We start from the raw sequence: 16,084 nt of genomic DNA, 5'->3' as shown, positions 1-16,084 counted from the left end.
GCGATGTCCGCCGTCGTGGTCGTCCTGCTGCTGGCCGGGCTGTCGGAGTCGGCGGGCCGGATCCTGCCGCTGATCGCGCGCCGGCCCGGCGTGTCGCGGGCGCACGCGGTGCGGCTGCTGCTGACCGGGGCGGTGGTGGAGTTCGTGGTGTTCGCGCTGTGGCCGTGGGCGGCGGGCGTGCTGGCCGAGCTGCACAGCCCGCGCACGGGGGCCGCTCCCGGGTGGACGCCCGGTCTCGCGGCGCCGCTGCTGCTCGCCGCCGTCGTGGCGTTCCCGCTGCTCGGGCCGCTGCTGCACACGCTGCTCATCGTCGCGGTCGGCGCGAACCTCACGGGCTCGCTGGCCACGGCGACCGGGCTGGGCTGGTGGAGCGCCGCCGGCTGCGTCGCGGTCGCCGGGGTGGGACTGGGCGTGGCCGTGGGCGGCGTCAGGTGGCTGGTCGTGCGGATCAGCGCGCTCCAGGCGGTGCCGGCATGACCGAGTTCCCGCTGCTCTTCCTGGCCCTCGGCATGGTCCTGCTCGCCGAGGCGCTGCTGGCCCGCTACGAGGTGCTCGTCTACACCGCCGGCTGGCGGACCGCCACCGGCGAACTGCCCCACGGCCTCCCCTACGCCAGGGGCGCCGACCCGGACCGTCCCCCTGCGGCGTACCTGGTCTATCTGGACGGCATCGGCAAGCGCCGCTTCACCGACACCCGTGACGGCGGCCGGTTGGTCAAGGCGCTGCTCGACAAGGCGCCTGAGGTGCGGGTGCTGGGGCAGGTGCAGCCGTACTCGCCGCTGGCCGACCCGCTCGCCGACCGGCCCGTGTGGGCGTGGCTGCGGCGCCGCGCGCAGATCCTGCTCTTCCTGCACAACGTCATGCAGATCTTCGTCGCCGCCGACCGCCGCTACCGCCCGCTCTACAACCGGGCGGTCGGCACCCAGATCGCCCGGCAGCTGCGGCTGGCCGGCTACCGGCCCGGCAGCGGCATCCCCGTGGTGCTGCTCAGCTACAGCGGCGGCGCGCAGGTCGCCACCGGCGCGGTCAAGGAGCTGCACGCCAGGCTGGCCGCCCCGCTCGTGCTCATCACGCTCGGCGGCTTCCACAACGGCGCCAACGACCTCACCCACGCCCGCCGCCTGCACCGCCTCACCAGCGACGCCGACTGGATCGAGCGCCTGTGTCTGATCCTGTTCCCGCAGCGCTGGCCGGCGGCCAGGGGCAGCGGCTGGAACCGGGCCGTCCGCGCGGGCAAGGTCGCCACGCATCGCCTCGACCCGGCCACCCACATGGGGCGGCGCAGCTACATCAGCCCGGACGCGTTGCTGCCCGGCGGCCGCACCTACCTGGACCACACCGCCGACACCGTCGTCCGCCTCATCCGCGAGCCGCTCAGCCCGTGACGCTCCGGCCCTCCAGGCGGGTGATCGCGATCGTGCCGGTGGTGCCGCGCAGGCCGAAGCCGTAGCGGTAGGCGCGCCTGTCCTGGTCGGTGGTGAGCAGGCCCGCGATGGGAGCGGTGTGCAGGCGCTGCCACGTGCCCTGGTGCTCGGCGTAGGAGGTGATCGTGGCGCCCGACAGCACCAGGGCCAGCCGGTCGCCCGGGCTGAAGCGGTGCGGGATCTGGACGGGCACGTCGGTGCGGAACTCGCCGCCGACCCGCACGTCGAAGCCGGTGGTGCCGCGGGTGTTGTTGTACCAGGCGGTGACGTAGTCGTCGGCGTCCTTGATCCAGCCGGTGAAGACAGAGCGAGGCGTGCAGCACCTTGATCGCCACCCGGGCGCCGGCCGGCGACTCCGCCAGGTAGACCGTGCCCTGGCCGCCCTCGCCCAGCCGGTCGAGGACCCTGTGGCCCCCGGCCCACAGGTGATCGGGTGCGCGATGGACGGTCACGGCGGTCCCCCGTCAGGTCGGACGATCGTACGGGTGATCAGATTAGTGCCGTCCGCGCCCGCGCGCCGCTCTCGCCCCGCCGTCAGTGGCCGGTGGTGAGGACCATGCGGTAACGGGCCTCGCCGGACATCATGCGGTCGTAGGCGGCCGCGACCTCCTCCAGCGGCCGAGTCTCGGTGAGCGCCCGCACGCCGGTCAGCGCGGCGAAGCGCAGCGTCTCCTCGACCTCGCGGGCGGTGCCCGACGGGTGGCCGTGCACGGTCCTGCTGTTGGTGATGAGCTGGAACGGGCTGACCTGGATGGGCTCGGGCGTGGCGCCGAGCACGACCAGCTCGCCGTTGTCGCCGAGGCCGTCGATGGCGGCGCTCATCGCCTCGGAGCTCGCGGCGGTGGCCAGCACGACCCTCGCGCCGCCGAGCGCCTGGAGCTGCCCGGCCACGTCGCCCGCGGTGGAGTCGACGTAGTGGTGGGCGCCGAGGTGCTTGGCGGTGTCGGCCTTGTCGGCGCCGCGCGCGACGGCGACGGTCTCGAAGCCCAGCTTGTTGGCGAACTGCACGCCGAGGTGGCCGAGCCCGCCGAGGCCGAGGATCGCGACGAGGTCGCCGGGCCGTGCGGCGCTGCGCCGCAGCGAGTTGAACGTGGTGACGCCCGCGCAGCCCATGGGCGCGGCCTCGACGGCGCTGATCTCGTCGGGGACGCGGGCGAGCGCGGAGGCGGGCACGGTGGTGTACTCGGCGTACCCGCCGGGGTAGGCCCAGCCGGGCACCTGCATGCGGGCGCAGTGGATGAAGTCGCCCTCGCGGCAGGACCGGCAGGTGCCGCAGTTGCCGCCGAACCAGCCGACGGCCACGCGGTCGCCGACGTTCCAGTCCTCGACGCCGTCGCCGGCGGCGTCCACGCGGCCGGCGATCTCGTGGCCGGTGACGAGCGGGAACGACACGTTCGGGAAGCCAGCGTTGACGAACCCGGCGTCGGAGCGGCACACGCCGCACGCTTCGACGGCGACGCGGACCTGGCCGGGGCCCGGCTCGGTCAGCTCGCGCTCGACCAGGTCGAACGGTCCGCCGGCCTCGTTGACCTGGGCGGCGCGGTAGAGAGTGGTCATGGACATCAGGTACCCCTTGAGCGGAGAACGAACGTGGTGGGGCCGGCTCGCCGGCCCACGTCAAGCACACCACTCCGGGACCGGCCACCGGGGGCCTGAGCAGGCCCTTCGCGGGCAGGTAACGGCAAGGCAGGTACTGACAGGGCCACCTTCGGGTGGCCGCGCCGCCCGCACGCGGATCACACTTGGACCATGGACCGTAGGAGCGAACTCGCCGGCTTTCTCCGTTCCCGGCGCGCCCGCCTCAGCCCTGACGAGGCGGGGCTGCCGGCGGACGGCCGGGCCCGCAGGGTGCCGGGGTTGCGCCGCGACGAGGTGGCCCGGCTGGCCGGCATGAGCACCGAGTACTACACCCGGCTCGAGCAGGGCCGGGTCGGCACGCCGTCCCCTGAGGTGGTCGAGTCGCTCGCCCGCGCCCTGCAGCTCGACCCCGCCGAGCGCGAGCACCTGCTCGACCTGCTGGCCAGGCCCACGCCGGCGCGGCACGCCCCGGTGGCGCCGCAGCGGGTCAGGCCGGGCCTGCACCTCACGCTGCAGACGCTGGAGCACGTGCCGGCGTTCGTCATCGGGCGGCGCACCGACATGCTGGCCGCCAACTTCCTGGCCCGGCAGGTGCTGACCGACTTCGAGGCGCTGCCCGCGCCGCAGCGCAACCTCGCCCGTTACTACCTGCTCGACCCCGCCGCCCGCGAGCGGGTGGGCGACTGGGCGCGGATCGCGTCGGAGACGGTGGCGATGCTCCGGCTCGAGGCCGGCCGCTACCCCGGCGACCGGCGGCTGGCCGACCTGGTGGGTGAGCTGACGCTGCGCTCGCCCGAGTTCACGACCTGGTGGAACGACCACCGGGTGCTGCGCCGCACCCACGGCAGCAAGGTCTACCACCACCCGGAGGTGGGCGAGCTGCACTTCTCGTACGAGAGCTTCATGCCGCCGGGCGACGCCGACCAGATGCTCTGCGTCTACAACGTCGAGCCCGGCTCCCCCACCGCCGACGCGCTGCGCCTGCTGAGCAGCTGGGCCGCGCCTGGCCACACGGCCCGTTCCTGAGACCTGGCTGTAGGCGAACAGGTCCTGCCGCGGGCCGGTCTCCTTGAACAGGTGGTACGCGCGTCGATGACGGCGGCGCCCGGGGGCGGCTGCGCGCGTACGAGCTGGGGCGGGTCGCCGGGTGGGAGAAGAGCCGCATGCACCACCAGTTCACCCGCATGGAGCGCCGGGGCCTGATCACCCGCGAACCGTGCGGCTCGCGCGGCATCGACGCCGTGCTGACCGACGAGGGGTTCGCCGCGCTGCGCAAGGCGGTGCCGGGGCACGCGGACGAGGTCAGGTGCCTGTTCGTGGAGCGGCTGACGCCGGAGGAGCTCGACGCGTTCGCCGCCGTCTCCGCCAAACTCCTCAGCGCGCTGGAGGCGGACCGGTCCGGCGCCCGCTGACCGCTCAGGGGAGCAGCGGGAGGCGGCCGACGATCTTGTCGACCTTGTTGCGCGGGCCGACGACGCTGACCGCGTAATACTCGATGTCCTCGGGAGCGGTCTCCTTCACGGTGGCGAGGTAGTCGGCGTAGACGCGGGTGTGCTGGGCCGCGGCCGGCATGTCGGCCACGTGGCAGGTGTCGGCGGCGGCGGCCTTGGCCCTGATCGTGCGCAGCGTGGCCGCGTCGGCGGCCAGCACCGAGCAGCCCGCCCAGGGCAGGCCGGGGTGGGCGGCGCCGCTCGCGTCGATCGCGTCGTCGCCCAGCAGGCCGGTGACCGCCGATGAGGTGGCCGCCGCGACGCACACGGCCGCGTTGACGGCCCGGCCGGCGGGCAGGGCGTCGTTGACGACGATCACCCACTTCAGGCGGGCCGCCCTCGTCGGGGCGGTGGGGTCGATCTCGTCCGGCGCGAAGCCGACGGTGCTGCCGTCTGACATGGCGAAATCCCTTGTTCGTTCATACGGAACCAATGGGTTACGGTATTCATCGATGCGTTAGAGCAGCAAGCAATCCGTACATGTATCGGAGAAGGCGGGTTTTCGGCGGCCATGGACGAACTTGATAAGGCGATTGTCCGCGAACTGCAGTCAGATGCACGGATGACCAACCGCGACCTCGCGGCGGCCGTGGGCGTCTCACCGACCACGGCGCTCGACCGTACGCGGGCGCTGCGCCAGCGGCAGGTCATCCGAGGCGCGCTCCTCGACGTCGACCTCGCCGCGATCGGCCGCCCGGTGCAGGCCCTCATCGCCATCCGCGTACGCCCGCCGTCCCGGCGCAACATCGAGGGCTTCCGCAACTGGGTCAGCCGCCTGCCCGACACGCTCGGCGTCTATGTGACGGCCGGGACGGAGGACTTCATCCTGCACGTGGCGGTGCCCGACAACAACAGCCTGTACGCGTTCGTCATCGACAAGCTCACCGAGCGGCCCGAGGTGGCCGACGTGCGCACCTCGATCGTCTACGAGCACATCCGCAACAACCGGATCGCCCCAGCGAACTGACCCGCCCTTCGACGGGTCAGGCGCTCTCCCCCACGCTGCGCTCGTGCCACTCCGCCAGCGCGACCAGCAACCCGTCGGCGGCGCCGCCGAACATCGCGCTCAACTCCTCGGCGCTGACCGCCACCACCACGTGATCGAGCAGGTCGGCACGGAGCTTGGCGGCCCTGGTGTCGCCCGCGCCGTCGGGGTCGAAGGCGGTGGCCGCGAGATAGAGGCCGCCCACGCCCGCCGCGGAGGCGGTCTGGCGAGCCTGCGTGCCGAGCACGGCGGCGGGGTCGGCGGGCACGGCGGGCAGCACTGGCCGGCCGTCGCGCAGCAACAACGTCAGCGGCCTGGCCGGCGCCTGCTCACCCACTTCGCCGTCCGGCACGAGCACGCCGCCGTCGTCGCGGCGCGCCACGTCACGCGGACGCGCCCAGGGCAACCCCCTGGCCTGGTCGTCCGCACCCGCCCGGCTGAACAGGCGGCCATCGGCGTCGACCACGAGGTCACCGGGCTGCCAGCGCTCGCCGTCGAGTGGTGTGTGCACGTTCGTCATGGTGAGCACGGTACGCGGCGGCTGTGACAAATGATCGAGGAGGGCGGGCACCGCGGCCCCGCTGCGCTAGCGTAGGGCCTCGAAGCGCCGGAACGCCTGGTCCGCGAGGTCTCCGGCCGCGTGAGCCCGACGGAGGCACCCCCATGCACGACGACTACGGCGGCCTCGAAGGCGGGGTGGCCCCGTGACGCGCCGGCCTGCGCTGGCGGGCCGTGGCCGGCATCCCGCCGTGGTGATCGCGGCCGGGTTCGGCTCGGCGGTGCTGATCGGCACCGCGCTGCTCGCCACGCCGATGGCGACGGCCTCGGACGAGGGCGACTGGATCACCGCGTTCTTCACCGCCACCTCGGCCGTCTGCCTGACCGGGCTGGTGGTGGTCGACACCGCCTCGCACTGGTCGGTGTTCGGCCAGGTGGTGATCACCGTGCTCTTCCAGGTGGGCGGGCTCGGCATCATGACGCTCGCCACGCTCGTCATGGTGATCCTCTCCGGCCGCATCGGGCTGCGGGCACGGCTGTCGGCGCAGCTGGAGACCAAGTCGGTGGTGGCCGCCGACCTGCGTCAGGTGCTGGCCAAGGTGGTGATGTTCACGCTGGTGTGCGAGGCGGCGGTCGCCGCGGTCCTCACCGCACGCTTCGTCACCGGCTACGGCGAGCCGCTCGGCAGGGCGCTGTGGCTGGGCGTCTTCCACGGCGTGTCGGCGTTCAACAACGCCGGCTTCGCCCTGTGGCCGGACAACCTGATGCGGTTCGTCACCGATCCGTGGATCTGCCTGACCATCGCCGCCGCGGTCATCGTCGGCGGTCTCGGCTATCCGGTCGTCTTCGAGCTGCTGCGCACGTGGCGGCACCCGCGCCGCTGGTCGGTGCTGACCCGCGTCACGGTCGGCCTGAGCGTGCTGCTCATCGGCGGGGGCACGCTCGCGTTCCTGATGACCGAGTGGCGCAACCCGGCCACGATGGGCCCGCTCGACGACTCGGGCAAGCTGCTCGCCGCGTTCTTCGCCGCCGTCATGCCGCGCTCGGGCGGCTTCAACACGCTCGACGTCAGCCAGATGTACCCGTCCTCCTGGCTCGTCACCGACATCCTGATGTTCATCGGCGGCGGCAGCGCGGGCACGGCGGGCGGCATCAAGGTCACCACGTTCGGCTTCCTGGTGTTCATGATCTGGTCGGAGCTGCGCGGCGAGACGCACGTCAACATCGGGCACCGGCGGCTGCCCGCGTCCACCCAGCGGCAGGCGCTGTCCATCACGCTGCTCGGCGTCATCCTGGTGGCGTTGTCCACCTGGCTGCTGCTCATCATCAGCGGACACGACCTCGACCGGGTGCTGTTCGAGGTGATCTCGGCCTTCGCCACCAACGGCCTGTCGACCGGCATCACCACCGACATCTCCGTGGCCGGTCACGTGCTGCTGAGCCTGCTGATGTTCGTGGGCCGCATCGGGCCGCTCACGCTGGGCTCGGCGCTCGCGTTGAAGCAGCGTACGCGCCGGTACGAGCTGCCTGAAGAGCGCGTCATCATCGGCTGAGCCGCGCCGGGACGAATGCGTTCGTCTCTTCGGGTAGAGGGGTGATCCAAACACCTAGGAAGGCCCCCCAAGATGAACACTTCGCGCACCACAGCAAACCGCACTCCGCTGCAGCTCGCCGCGCTGGTCACCGGCGTGGTGTTCCTGCTGGTCGGCGTGCTCGGGTTCGTCCCGGGCGTGACCACCAACTACGACGACCTGCAGTTCGCGGGTCACCACTCCGACGCGATGCTGCTCGGCGTCTTCCAGGTCTCGATCCTGCACAACATCGTCCACCTGCTGTTCGGCATCGCGGGCGTGCTGCTGGCCAGGACGTGGAGCGGCGCGCGCGCCTTCCTCATCGGCGGCGGCGTCATCTACCTGGTGCTCTGGCTGTACGGCCTGCTCATCACGCACGACAGCCCGGCCAACTTCGTGCCGCTGAACACCGCCGACAACTGGCTGCACCTCATCCTCGGCATCGGCATGACCGGCCTGGGCGTGCTGCTCAGCCGCCGGACCGCCGTCACCCGCTGACCTGTCGTTTGCCCGGCCACGCGCCGGGCAGCCGACCCGTCCCTGCTGAAGGACACAGGGCAGAACGAGACGGGAGGCCTCGATGGAGGACGTGGGCGCGGCGTGCGAGCGGGTGGCGCGGCAGGCCCTCGGCCTGACCGACCTGCGGCCCGGTCAGCTCGGCGCGATGAGTGCGCTGGCGCGCGGCAGGGACGTGCTGGTCGTGATGCCGACCGGGGCCGGCAAGTCCGCGATCTACCAGGTGCCCGCGCTGCTGCTGCCCGGCCCCACCGTCGTGGTCTCCCCACTCATCGCCCTCCAGCGCGACCAGGTCGAGGCGCTGCGTGAGCGGGACGAGGAGGCGGTGAGCCTCGACGCCGGCACCTCGGCGGGACGGCGGCGCACCGCGTTCGAGTCGCTGCGCGCCGGGGAGACGGAGTTCCTGTTCTGTGCTCCGGAGCAGCTCGCCAAGCCGGACGTCGTCCGCGACCTGGCCGCCGCGAAGCCGTCGCTGCTGGTCGTGGACGAGGCGCACCTGATCTCCTCGTGGGGTCACGACTTCCGGCCCGACTACCTGCGGCTGGGGCAGGTCGCCGAGGCTCTCGGCCGGCCGGCGATCGCCGCGCTGACCGCCACCGCCGCACCGCCCGTGCGGGCGGAGATCGCCGAGCGGCTGGGGCTGCGGGATCCGGTGGAGATCGTGCAGGGGTTCGACCGGCCCAACATCTCGCTCACCGTCCGCAGGATGATGGACGACCCCGCCGCCGACATCGTCTCCGCCGTCGCGGCCGAGACCGGGCCCGGCATCGTCTACACGGCCGTACGCAAGCAGACCACCCGCCTGAGCGAGCTGCTCGGTGAGGCCGGGGTGCGGGCGGCGGCCTACCACGCCGGGCTGCGGCGCTCCGAGCGCGACGAGGTGCACGGCAGGTTCATGTCAGGGGACGTGGACGTGGTGGTGGCGACCAGCGCGTTCGGCATGGGCATCGACAAGCCGGACGTGCGGTTCGTCGTCCATGCCGAGGTGCCCGGGTCGCCTGACGCCTACTACCAGGAGATCGGCAGGGCCGGGCGGGACGGTGAGCGGGCCTCGGCGACGCTGTTCTATCGTCCCGAGAACCTGGGCTTGCAGCGTTACTTCACCGGGTCCGTACCGGACGCCGAGGTGCTGGCCAGGGTGGCGCGGGCCGTGGCGGAGGGCGGCGCGTGCGACCGGCGTGCACTGCGTGAGCGGGCCGACGTGTCGGCGCGCCGCCTGACGACGCTGCTCGACCTGCTGGAACGGGCCGGCGCCGTCCGCGTCGGCACCCGCCGCGTCGAGCCCGCGCCCGGCGCGCCCGCGCCTGAAGAGGCCGCCGAGCTGGCGGTGGAGCTGGCCGAGCGGCGGCGGGACGTGGAGCGTACCCGGCTGGAGATGATGCGCCGCTACGCCGAGACCGATGACTGCCGTCGGCGGTTCCTGCTCGGCTACTTCGGCGAGCAGGTCGCCGACGCGTGCGGCAACTGCGACACTTGCCTGGCCGGCACCGCCGACCGGCAGGTGGAGGAGGAGAGCGGGCCGTTCGCCGCCCACGCCAGGGTCGAGCACCGTACGTGGGGGCCCGGCGAGGTCATCCAGCGCGGCGAGGACCGCCTGACGGTCCTGTTCGACACGGCCGGCTACCGAGAACTGCAACTCGACACCGTCCTCGACCAAGACCTCCTCATCGAACCCCCAACCCCCTGACCGCCCCCTGAACGGCCACGGCGGTGCCCGGCTCCCACCCATACGACCCCTGGGCCCTGACCGCCGCCGCTGCCGGCCTGTCCGGCCGGCGGCGGGGCCGGAGGGGGCTGTCAGGTGAGGGCGGGTTCGAGGTGGCCGGTGTCGTGGATGTACGTGGGCTCTTGCGGCTTTTCAGCCGCCTTGCTGGCGTTGAGGCGGTTCATCAGTTTGGTGAGCATCATGCCGTACACCACGTGGCCGGCGATCATGACGGCCGGGCGGCCGGGGCGGTCCTCCGTGGCGGCGGGGAGGATGTTCATGCCGGGCACCCAGCCCTGGTAGCTGGCGGCCCAGATGGCCAGGCCGTAGCCGATGCCGGCGATCGACGGGGCCTGGCCGCGGGCGAGCAGGCCGTACAGGGAGCCGGCGGCGGCCCCGAAGCCGAAGTGGGCGAGCGCGCCCGCGGCGCCCTCGCCGGACTTCGGCCGGTGCTTGTGGCCCGGGAGCATCGCGCGGGCGATCCGCTTGGGCGGCTGGTCGGGCATGAGGCCCATCCGGCTGCCGGCCAGCATGACCCCGCTCATCGCGGCGGTGGCGAGGACGCCGCTCACGGCGCCCTTCATGAGAGCTCGCATCATGCAAGCCGGTTGCCCGAGAGAAGGCAGGGGAAACGCCCGCCGGGAGGCGGGCGCGCCCCCCAGGTCAGCTCTCCTTGGCCAGCGCGCCGCGACCCGCGCTGAGGTGCACGACGTTCCCGTCGATCCTGGCCACCTGGTCGGGGGTGACGTACAGGTCGCGGGAGAACAGCCCCTTGGCATCCACCTTGACGAAACCCGTACGCACCAGCCGGGCCGCGAGCGCGGGCGGCAGGTCAGGCTCGGGGTCGGTGAAGACGTCGGCCAGGATCGGCACGACACCGGGCCGCGGGTCGGACTCCTGGCCCTCGGTGGTCGCGGCCGCCGGGTCGCCCAGCTTGACGAACTCCACCGTCCCCAGCTCCTTGCCGTCGCTGTCGACGACCTTCATCCCGGACTGCACCTGATCGATCACCGGCTCCTGGTAGGCGTGCACGGCACCGCTCCTCTCCTGTGGGTCAGAGGCGGTACGCCTACCCAGAAAGAGCCCGGACAGCGGCCCGGCACCCGCGAACCTGGCGTTTACCGGCCGCTGGAGTCGCAGCCCGGCGCGGATGGCGATTTTGGCGGGGCTTGGCAGCGCCGTGCCGCGGGTCCCGCCGACACTGGAGGAGGTGCACCAAGGCCGGTGGCGGCCGTGGCGACCAGGCTTGGGGGTAACCGTGTCGATGTTCTGGGATCTCAAGCACCGGCTGAACGCGGCGGTCAACGCCCACGACATGCCGCTCATCCTCAGCTGCTACAGCGAGGACGCCGTCTACGTCACCCCTGGCGGCGTCGCCGAGGGACACGACCAGATCGAGTGGATGTACCAGCAGACGTTCCAGGGCTTTCCCGACTGGCACGCGGCGGCCTGGTTCGAGCTGGGCGACTGCGACAACCCGGCCGTCACCGAGTGGACCTACACCGGCACCCACAACGGCACCCTGCTGATGCCCGGCGGCCGGGAGATCGAGCCGACGGGCCGATTCATCTCGGTGAGGGCGACCTGCACCAGCTTCGTCAAGGACGGGAAGATCTGTACGCACCGGGAGTACTACGACCAGCTGGAGCTCTACAGCCAGCTCGGCTTCGGCCTGCTGGAGCTGGAGCGGATGCCCGCGTGACGGGTTCAGGCCCGTTCGGCGAACTGCTGCCGTCCGACGACGCCGAGCAGCCGCAGCTTCTCGTGCCCCTCGGTACGCGGCGGCGCCGTGAGCACCAGCAGCGCCTGCGCCTGGTCCTCGGTGAACAGCACCTGGCAGTCCACCTCGATCTCGCCCAGCTCGGGATGGACGAGCACCTTGTGGTCCTCGAACCGCTTGGCCACCTCGTGCCGCTCCCACAACTGAGCGAACTCGGCGCTCTCCCTGCTCAGCGCCCGCACCAGCTCGCCCGCCTGCGAGCGCGGCCCCCGTACGCCGTGGGCGGCGCGCAGGTTCGCGACCAGGGAACGGCTCTGCCGGCCGTGGTCGCTCTCCGGGTAGCAGCGCCGCGCGGCGGGGTCGGTGAACCAGCGGTAGACGTCGTAGCGGGCCAGGCCCGCGTAGTGCGACTTGTCGCCGAACAACGCCTCGGCCATCCGGTTCTGCACCAGCGTCTCCCCCAGGTCGGACACGATGAGCGCCGGCGTGTCGGACAGGCGGTCCAGCACCCGCAGCAGCGGCGGCGCGACGTGCGTCACGGCCGACAGTGACGCGGGGGCGTTGTGGCCGCAGATCTGGAACAGGTAGCCGCGCTCGTCGTCGGTCAGCCGCAGCGCCCGCGCCAGCGAGGCCAGCATCTGCACGCTCGGCTGCGGGCTGCGCTGCTGCTCCAGCCGGGTGTAGTAGTCGGTGGACATCACCGCGAGCGCCGCCACCTCCTCGCGCCGCAGCCCAGGCGCCCGGCGTCGCGCTCCGGGCGGGAGCCCGACGTCCTCGGGGCGGAGGGCTTCGCGGCGGCGGCGCAGGAAGTCCGCCAGGGCTGCACGATCCATATACCCCATTATGTGCACGCTCGGCGCGCGAACCAGGGATCGGCGATCCCCCGATGACCGGTCTCTGCACCCGCGCCGCCCGCCGGGCCACGCTGGGAGCATGCAGATCTCAGGGAACACCATCTTCATCCCCGGGGCGACGAGCGGCATCGGGCTCGCGCTCGCCCTCGCCCTGCGCGACAAGGGCAACACCGTGATCGTGGGCGGGCGGCGTACCGAACTGCTGGAGCGGATCGCCGCCGAGCACCCCGGCGTGGACACCGTCACCGTCGACACCGCCGACCCCGCGAGCATCCAGGCCGCCGCGGAGCAGGTCCTCGCCCGGCACCCCGGCCTGAACGTGCTGATCGCGATGGCCGGCATCATGCGGGTCGAGGACTGGCGCAAGCCCGAGTCGTTCCTCGCCTCCGCCGAGTCCGTCGTGACGACGAACGTGCTCGGGCCGATCCGGCTCATCGCCGCGTTCATCGAGCACCTGCAGACGCGGCCCGACGCGGCCATCGTCACCGTGTCCTCGGGGCTGGCGTTCACCCCGCTCACCGTCACGCCCAGCTACAACGCCTCCAAGGCGGCGATCCACATGCTGAGCGAGTCGATCCGGCTGCAGCTGGAGGGCACGAGCGTACGGGTGGTGGAGCTCGTCCCGCCCGCCGTGCGCACCGCGCTGCTGCCCGGGCACGAGGAGAACGAGCACGCGATGCCGCTGGACGAGTACGTGACCGAGACCATGGCGCTGCTGGAGAGCCGGCCGGACGCGAAGGAGATCCAGGTCGAGCGGGTCAAGTTCCTCCGCTACAGCGAGGTCCGCGGCGACTACGACCAGGTGGTGTCCGTCCTGAACGCCACCGACCCCCACGGCGACTGAGCACGAGTCAGCCGACGATGAATCTGAGCTCGATCAGGTCCTTGTCGCCGATGTCGGAGAAGTTGGCGATCTTGACTTCGCTCAGCTTCAGAGGGCTCTGGGTGAGGACGGTGAGCTGGCAGCCGCCGCCGTCCTCGTAGTCGTCGCCGCAGTCCTCCTTGGGTCGGGCGAAGTTCACGGAGCGGACGGTGGGGCGGGTTCTCAGCCATTCGACGACGGTGTCGACCAGGACGCCCACGTCGCACTTGTCCTGCTCGGTGACGTACTCCTTCTCGCACAGGGTCGCCGACACCTCCACGGTGCTCTCCTCCCCCTCCTGGAAGTGGACCGACTCGCCCGGGATCGTGCCGAGGCCCGCCAGCAGGTCCATGTTGGCCGCGTAGCGCTCCTGTTCCTGGCTCTCCTGGAGGGCCTCGCGGATCTGGACCGCCGCGGCCACCGCGACGAGGAGCGCCACGGCGGCGCCGGCGCCCACGAGCAGGCGGCGGAGCAGCCGGAGCCGGCCTGACCTGGGCGGGCGTCCAGGCTTGTCGGGGGGCGGTGGGTCGGCGGGCAGGCGGAGGGTGGCGGGGCCTGGTGGCGTGCGGTCCTCGGCGACGGCGGCGAGGTGCGCGCGGACATCGTGGGCGGCCGGCCGGTGCGCGGGGTCGCGGCGCAGCAGCGCCATGAGCACCGGCTCCAGGGGACCGGCCTTGGCGGGCGGTGCGGGGTCGCGGGTGGCGACGGCGACGAAGACCGCCCCGGCGCTCGCGCCGTCGTACGGGGGACGCCCCTCCACGGCGGTGTAGAGCGTCGCGCCGAGCGACCACAGGTCGGAGACAGGCGTGGCCGGCCGGCCCAGCACCTGCTCGGGCGCCATGTACGCGGGCGTTCCGAGGATCGCGCCCGTGCCGGTCAGCGTGACGTCACCCTCGACGGCCGCGATGCCGAAGTCGGTCAGGACGACCCGCTCGCCCTCCAGCAGGACATTGGCCGGCTTGATGTCGCGGTGCGTGATGCCCGCCTGGTGGGCCGCGCACAGGGCGTCCAGCACCTGGAACCCGATCCGCGCGGCCCGCGCGGGCGGCAGCGGCCCCTGTGCCGCCAGCAGGTCCTGTAAGGAGCGCCCGCGCACCAGCTCCATGATGATCCACGGCCGGCCGTCGGCGCCGGTGACGTGATCGTGCACGGTGACGATGCCGGGATGCTTGAGCCGCGCGGCGGCGCGCGCCTCGCGGTCGAGCCTGGCGATCCAGTGCGCCCGTTCGGCGTCGTCGAGCTGCTCGGGCAGGAACAGCTCCTTGGCCGCCACCTCACGGCCGAGCTGCTCGTCGCGGGCGGCCCAGACGGCTCCCATCCCGCCGCGGCCCAGCAGGCCGGTCAGCCGGTAGCGGCCGGCGAGCAGGCTCCCGTCCGCCGCCCTCCGCGTGTCCTCCCGCCGCACACCCTCCACCGCCGGCACCCCTCACGTCGTGTCCTGTGATGGACAGCGATCATCTCAGAGCGAGCGGGTCGCGCGCACGGGCCCGGGCCCGCCGTGGTGCGGAGCCCGGGGCCGCCGGTCAGCGGTTGGCGGCGAGACTGTGGACCGGGTGCTCGCCCTCGGTCTGCAGCCGGTACTCGCGGCCGTTCTTGGCGCGGTTGTCGTCGATGACCCGCTCCGAGGGGGCCTTCTCGCCGCCCATGAGCGCTTCCTGCATCTTCTCGAAGCGCTCGTGGGCCTCCTGGACGTAGCCGGTGCCCAGGGTCGTGTAGTCGATCTGGGTGGCCAGCAGCTCGCGCAGGTAGGCCTTGTTCGGCTCGAACGTGACCGGGGCCGGCAGCTCGGGCGCCAGCACCTCCTCCGGGTCGCGGCCGTCGAACCGCTTGAACATCTCCACGGCCAGCCGCAGGTGCTCCAGCTCCATGTTGAGGTGGAGCTCCCAGATGTTCTTCACCTTGGGGTCGGACTCGGTCTCCATGAACGAGTGGTACAGGTAGCACTCGTTGTACTCGTGGTTCATGAGCATCTCCCACCAGCTCTCGCCGGGGTCGACGAGCGACTCGTAGTGGGTGACGTGCTCCTCCTCGATGAGGCCGATCTCCTGGTAGAGCTGGCGGGCGATCGGCTCCATGTAGGTGGGGCCGACGTTCATGTAGAAGTTCATGGTCTGCTGCTCGGCCGCCATGATCGTCAGGGCGTGCAGCTTGGACATCGGCGCGGCGGTGGAGCGGTCATAGGGCTCGCGCACGTTGTCGATCGGGTTGCGGTGGTGCATGAACGTCGGCCGGCCCGGCATGACCTCGGTGAGCTGGTCGACGATCTTCTCCGCCTTGCGGTGCTCGATCATCTCGTACAGGTTGGCGTAGCGGTAGAGGTGGTCGAAGTCCTCCAGGACGCCGAACTGGTACGCCTGCTGGAGGTAGGGGTCGGGCTCCATGCGTGCCACCCAGGCGGTGAGGTCCACCGCGACCTGCTCGTACGCGATCGTCGTCTCCAGCACCGAGGCGAGACCGGGCAGCAGCCAGTTGACCACCTTCTGCTGCTGCGCCTCGATGTAGCGGACCCGGGCCAGCTGCTGCTTGATCTCCACGTCGGGGCAGTGCCGGGCCAGGTGGTGGCTGAACATGATCGCCTCGACCTCGATGCCGTTCATCGTGATGATGCGGCACCGCGTGTACGGGTCGGCGTGGTCGGGATCGGTCGGCGTGACGTTCAGCTCCCGCCAGTTGCGCAGCTGCTTGTCCAGCGGGATGCCCCGCTCCTGCAGTGGGTTGAAGGTCATGTGCGTGCGCTCCTTCGCGCTGGGTTCGAGTGAGCAAACGTGGCTTGCCCGGGCTACCCGAGGGCTTCCCGGCGCAATCTCTGCGCGCGCCCCGCTGAACCTCCGCGTTCGGTAATGATGCCCGGATACGGCCGGTACGGACGATCCTTGGCCCG

19 protein-coding genes are annotated in these 16,084 nt (G+C 72.1%); 10 read left to right on the top strand and 9 right to left on the bottom strand.

Translation table 11 applies throughout. The features are described from left to right. Positions 1-3 precede the first annotated feature (3 nt). Together AB0K18_RS44975 and AB0K18_RS44970 are read left to right on the top strand one after the other, a co-directional pair. Positions 4-477 carry a hypothetical protein gene (locus tag AB0K18_RS44975; RefSeq protein WP_364927605.1) on the top strand — a complete coding sequence of 158 codons (474 nt, stop codon included), beginning with the start codon at positions 4-6 and terminating at the stop codon, positions 475-477. Beyond that, the gene (locus AB0K18_RS44970) at positions 474-1,385 is read left to right on the top strand and encodes a hypothetical protein (RefSeq protein WP_364927602.1); all 912 of its coding nucleotides are present in this window, start codon (positions 474-476) and stop codon (positions 1,383-1,385) included. The genes AB0K18_RS44975 and AB0K18_RS44970 overlap by 4 nt, the downstream gene beginning before the upstream one ends. Here the strand turns inward: AB0K18_RS44970 and AB0K18_RS44965 are convergent. Further along, positions 1,375-1,647, bottom strand: a complete 273-nt coding sequence (locus AB0K18_RS44965) for a hypothetical protein (protein WP_364927600.1) — start codon at positions 1,645-1,647, stop codon at positions 1,375-1,377. The two genes, AB0K18_RS44970 and AB0K18_RS44965, sit on opposite strands and share 11 nt — an antisense overlap. Before the next feature lie 311 nt (positions 1,648-1,958). Continuing rightward, positions 1,959-2,987 (bottom strand): alcohol dehydrogenase, encoded by a 1,029-nt coding sequence (locus tag AB0K18_RS44960; RefSeq protein WP_364927598.1) that lies wholly within the window; start codon positions 2,985-2,987, stop codon positions 1,959-1,961. A gap of 186 nt (positions 2,988-3,173) precedes the next feature. On the opposite strand from AB0K18_RS44960, the gene AB0K18_RS44955 reads away from it, so the two are divergent. After that, positions 3,174-4,028: a helix-turn-helix transcriptional regulator gene (locus AB0K18_RS44955; protein WP_364927595.1), complete on the top strand. Its 855-nt coding sequence runs from the start codon at positions 3,174-3,176 to the stop codon at positions 4,026-4,028. Positions 4,029-4,165: 137 nt separating this feature from the next. Next, entirely contained in the window at positions 4,166-4,414 is a 249-nt protein-coding gene (locus tag AB0K18_RS44950) for a hypothetical protein (RefSeq protein ID WP_364927592.1), read from the top strand. 4 nt (positions 4,415-4,418) lie between these two features. Here AB0K18_RS44950 and AB0K18_RS44945 read toward each other — a convergent pair whose 3' ends face one another. Continuing rightward, positions 4,419-4,892, bottom strand: a complete 474-nt coding sequence (locus tag AB0K18_RS44945; protein ID WP_364927589.1) for a DUF2000 domain-containing protein — start codon at positions 4,890-4,892, stop codon at positions 4,419-4,421. Between the two features lie 111 nt (positions 4,893-5,003). Here AB0K18_RS44945 and AB0K18_RS44940 point away from each other — a divergent pair, with 111 nt between their 5' ends. Further along, positions 5,004-5,459 (top strand): Lrp/AsnC family transcriptional regulator, encoded by a 456-nt coding sequence (locus tag AB0K18_RS44940; RefSeq protein ID WP_364573366.1) that lies wholly within the window; start codon positions 5,004-5,006, stop codon positions 5,457-5,459. A gap of 16 nt (positions 5,460-5,475) precedes the next feature. Here the strand turns inward: AB0K18_RS44940 and AB0K18_RS44935 are convergent, their stop codons facing one another. Next, a complete protein-coding gene (locus AB0K18_RS44935; protein ID WP_364927586.1) occupies positions 5,476-5,997 on the bottom strand; it encodes a hypothetical protein in 522 nt (173 codons plus the stop codon). 184 nt (positions 5,998-6,181) lie between these two features. Between AB0K18_RS44935 and AB0K18_RS44930 the strand changes: the two genes are divergently transcribed. The 3 genes from AB0K18_RS44930 (at position 6,182) to AB0K18_RS44920 (ending at position 9,749) form a co-directional block, all read left to right on the top strand. Next, complete coding sequence (locus AB0K18_RS44930) at positions 6,182-7,528, top strand: potassium transporter TrkG (protein WP_364927583.1); 1,347 nt, start codon at positions 6,182-6,184, stop codon at positions 7,526-7,528. A 72-nt stretch (positions 7,529-7,600) separates the two neighbouring features. Next, on the top strand, positions 7,601-8,044 hold the full coding sequence (locus tag AB0K18_RS44925) for a DUF4383 domain-containing protein (RefSeq protein WP_364573360.1): 444 nt from the start codon (positions 7,601-7,603) through the stop codon (positions 8,042-8,044). A gap of 82 nt (positions 8,045-8,126) precedes the next feature. Then, positions 8,127-9,749: a RecQ family ATP-dependent DNA helicase gene (locus AB0K18_RS44920; RefSeq protein WP_364927581.1), complete on the top strand. Its 1,623-nt coding sequence runs from the start codon at positions 8,127-8,129 to the stop codon at positions 9,747-9,749. Positions 9,750-9,859: 110 nt separating this feature from the next. Here AB0K18_RS44920 and AB0K18_RS44915 read toward each other — a convergent pair whose 3' ends face one another. Together AB0K18_RS44915 and AB0K18_RS44910 are read right to left on the bottom strand one after the other, a co-directional pair. Beyond that, the gene (locus tag AB0K18_RS44915; protein WP_364927578.1) at positions 9,860-10,351 is read right to left on the bottom strand and encodes a DUF6789 family protein; all 492 of its coding nucleotides are present in this window, start codon (positions 10,349-10,351) and stop codon (positions 9,860-9,862) included. Positions 10,352-10,430: 79 nt separating this feature from the next. After that, the gene (locus tag AB0K18_RS44910) at positions 10,431-10,799 is read right to left on the bottom strand and encodes a hypothetical protein (RefSeq protein ID WP_355432596.1); all 369 of its coding nucleotides are present in this window, start codon (positions 10,797-10,799) and stop codon (positions 10,431-10,433) included. A 232-nt stretch (positions 10,800-11,031) separates the two neighbouring features. Here AB0K18_RS44910 and AB0K18_RS44905 point away from each other — a divergent pair, with 232 nt between their 5' ends. Beyond that, on the top strand, positions 11,032-11,469 hold the full coding sequence (locus AB0K18_RS44905; RefSeq protein WP_364927689.1) for an ester cyclase: 438 nt from the start codon (positions 11,032-11,034) through the stop codon (positions 11,467-11,469). 5 nt (positions 11,470-11,474) lie between these two features. Here the strand turns inward: AB0K18_RS44905 and AB0K18_RS44900 are convergent, their stop codons facing one another. After that, complete coding sequence (locus AB0K18_RS44900) at positions 11,475-12,320, bottom strand: helix-turn-helix transcriptional regulator (RefSeq protein WP_364927573.1); 846 nt, start codon at positions 12,318-12,320, stop codon at positions 11,475-11,477. A 100-nt stretch (positions 12,321-12,420) separates the two neighbouring features. Between AB0K18_RS44900 and AB0K18_RS44895 the strand changes: the two genes are divergently transcribed. Next, the gene (locus AB0K18_RS44895; protein WP_364927570.1) at positions 12,421-13,185 is read left to right on the top strand and encodes an SDR family NAD(P)-dependent oxidoreductase; all 765 of its coding nucleotides are present in this window, start codon (positions 12,421-12,423) and stop codon (positions 13,183-13,185) included. Positions 13,186-13,192: 7 nt separating this feature from the next. Here AB0K18_RS44895 and AB0K18_RS44890 read toward each other — a convergent pair whose 3' ends face one another. After that, positions 13,193-14,617 carry a serine/threonine-protein kinase gene (locus tag AB0K18_RS44890; protein WP_364927567.1) on the bottom strand — a complete coding sequence of 475 codons (1,425 nt, stop codon included), beginning with the start codon at positions 14,615-14,617 and terminating at the stop codon, positions 13,193-13,195. Positions 14,618-14,726: 109 nt separating this feature from the next. After that, positions 14,727-15,929, bottom strand: a complete 1,203-nt coding sequence (locus tag AB0K18_RS44885; RefSeq protein WP_364927564.1) for a hypothetical protein — start codon at positions 15,927-15,929, stop codon at positions 14,727-14,729. Positions 15,930-16,084: the final 155 nt, after the last annotated feature.

Origin of the sequence: Nonomuraea sp. NPDC049421, assembly GCF_040677005.1 — a bacterium.
In the GTDB taxonomy this organism is placed as follows: domain Bacteria; phylum Actinomycetota; class Actinomycetes; order Streptosporangiales; family Streptosporangiaceae; genus Nonomuraea; species Nonomuraea salmonea.
This window is presented reverse-complemented; position numbering and strand designations above follow the sequence as displayed.

Excerpts from the sequence above, each read along its gene's own strand:
- AB0K18_RS44955 (WP_364927595.1), top strand. The coding sequence starts at position 3,174 with ATGGACCGTAGGAGCGAACTCGCCGGCTTTCTCCGTTCCCGGCGCGCC.
- AB0K18_RS44895 (WP_364927570.1), top strand. The coding sequence starts at position 12,421 with ATGCAGATCTCAGGGAACACCATCTTCATCCCCGGGGCGACGAGCGGC.
- AB0K18_RS44885 (WP_364927564.1), bottom strand. The coding sequence starts at position 15,929 with ATGACCTTCAACCCACTGCAGGAGCGGGGCATCCCGCTGGACAAGCAG.
- AB0K18_RS44920 (WP_364927581.1), top strand. The coding sequence starts at position 8,127 with ATGGAGGACGTGGGCGCGGCGTGCGAGCGGGTGGCGCGGCAGGCCCTC.
- AB0K18_RS44975 (WP_364927605.1), top strand. The coding sequence starts at position 4 with ATGTCCGCCGTCGTGGTCGTCCTGCTGCTGGCCGGGCTGTCGGAGTCG.
- AB0K18_RS44935 (WP_364927586.1), bottom strand. The coding sequence starts at position 5,997 with ATGACGAACGTGCACACACCACTCGACGGCGAGCGCTGGCAGCCCGGT.
- AB0K18_RS44900 (WP_364927573.1), bottom strand. The coding sequence starts at position 12,320 with ATGGATCGTGCAGCCCTGGCGGACTTCCTGCGCCGCCGCCGCGAAGCC.
- AB0K18_RS44915 (WP_364927578.1), bottom strand. The coding sequence starts at position 10,351 with ATGAAGGGCGCCGTGAGCGGCGTCCTCGCCACCGCCGCGATGAGCGGG.
- AB0K18_RS44945 (WP_364927589.1), bottom strand. The coding sequence starts at position 4,892 with ATGTCAGACGGCAGCACCGTCGGCTTCGCGCCGGACGAGATCGACCCC.
- AB0K18_RS44940 (WP_364573366.1), top strand. The coding sequence starts at position 5,004 with ATGGACGAACTTGATAAGGCGATTGTCCGCGAACTGCAGTCAGATGCA.
- AB0K18_RS44960 (WP_364927598.1), bottom strand. The coding sequence starts at position 2,987 with ATGTCCATGACCACTCTCTACCGCGCCGCCCAGGTCAACGAGGCCGGC.
- AB0K18_RS44970 (WP_364927602.1), top strand. The coding sequence starts at position 474 with ATGACCGAGTTCCCGCTGCTCTTCCTGGCCCTCGGCATGGTCCTGCTC.
- AB0K18_RS44950 (WP_364927592.1), top strand. The coding sequence starts at position 4,166 with ATGCACCACCAGTTCACCCGCATGGAGCGCCGGGGCCTGATCACCCGC.
- AB0K18_RS44925 (WP_364573360.1), top strand. The coding sequence starts at position 7,601 with ATGAACACTTCGCGCACCACAGCAAACCGCACTCCGCTGCAGCTCGCC.
- AB0K18_RS44905 (WP_364927689.1), top strand. The coding sequence starts at position 11,032 with ATGTTCTGGGATCTCAAGCACCGGCTGAACGCGGCGGTCAACGCCCAC.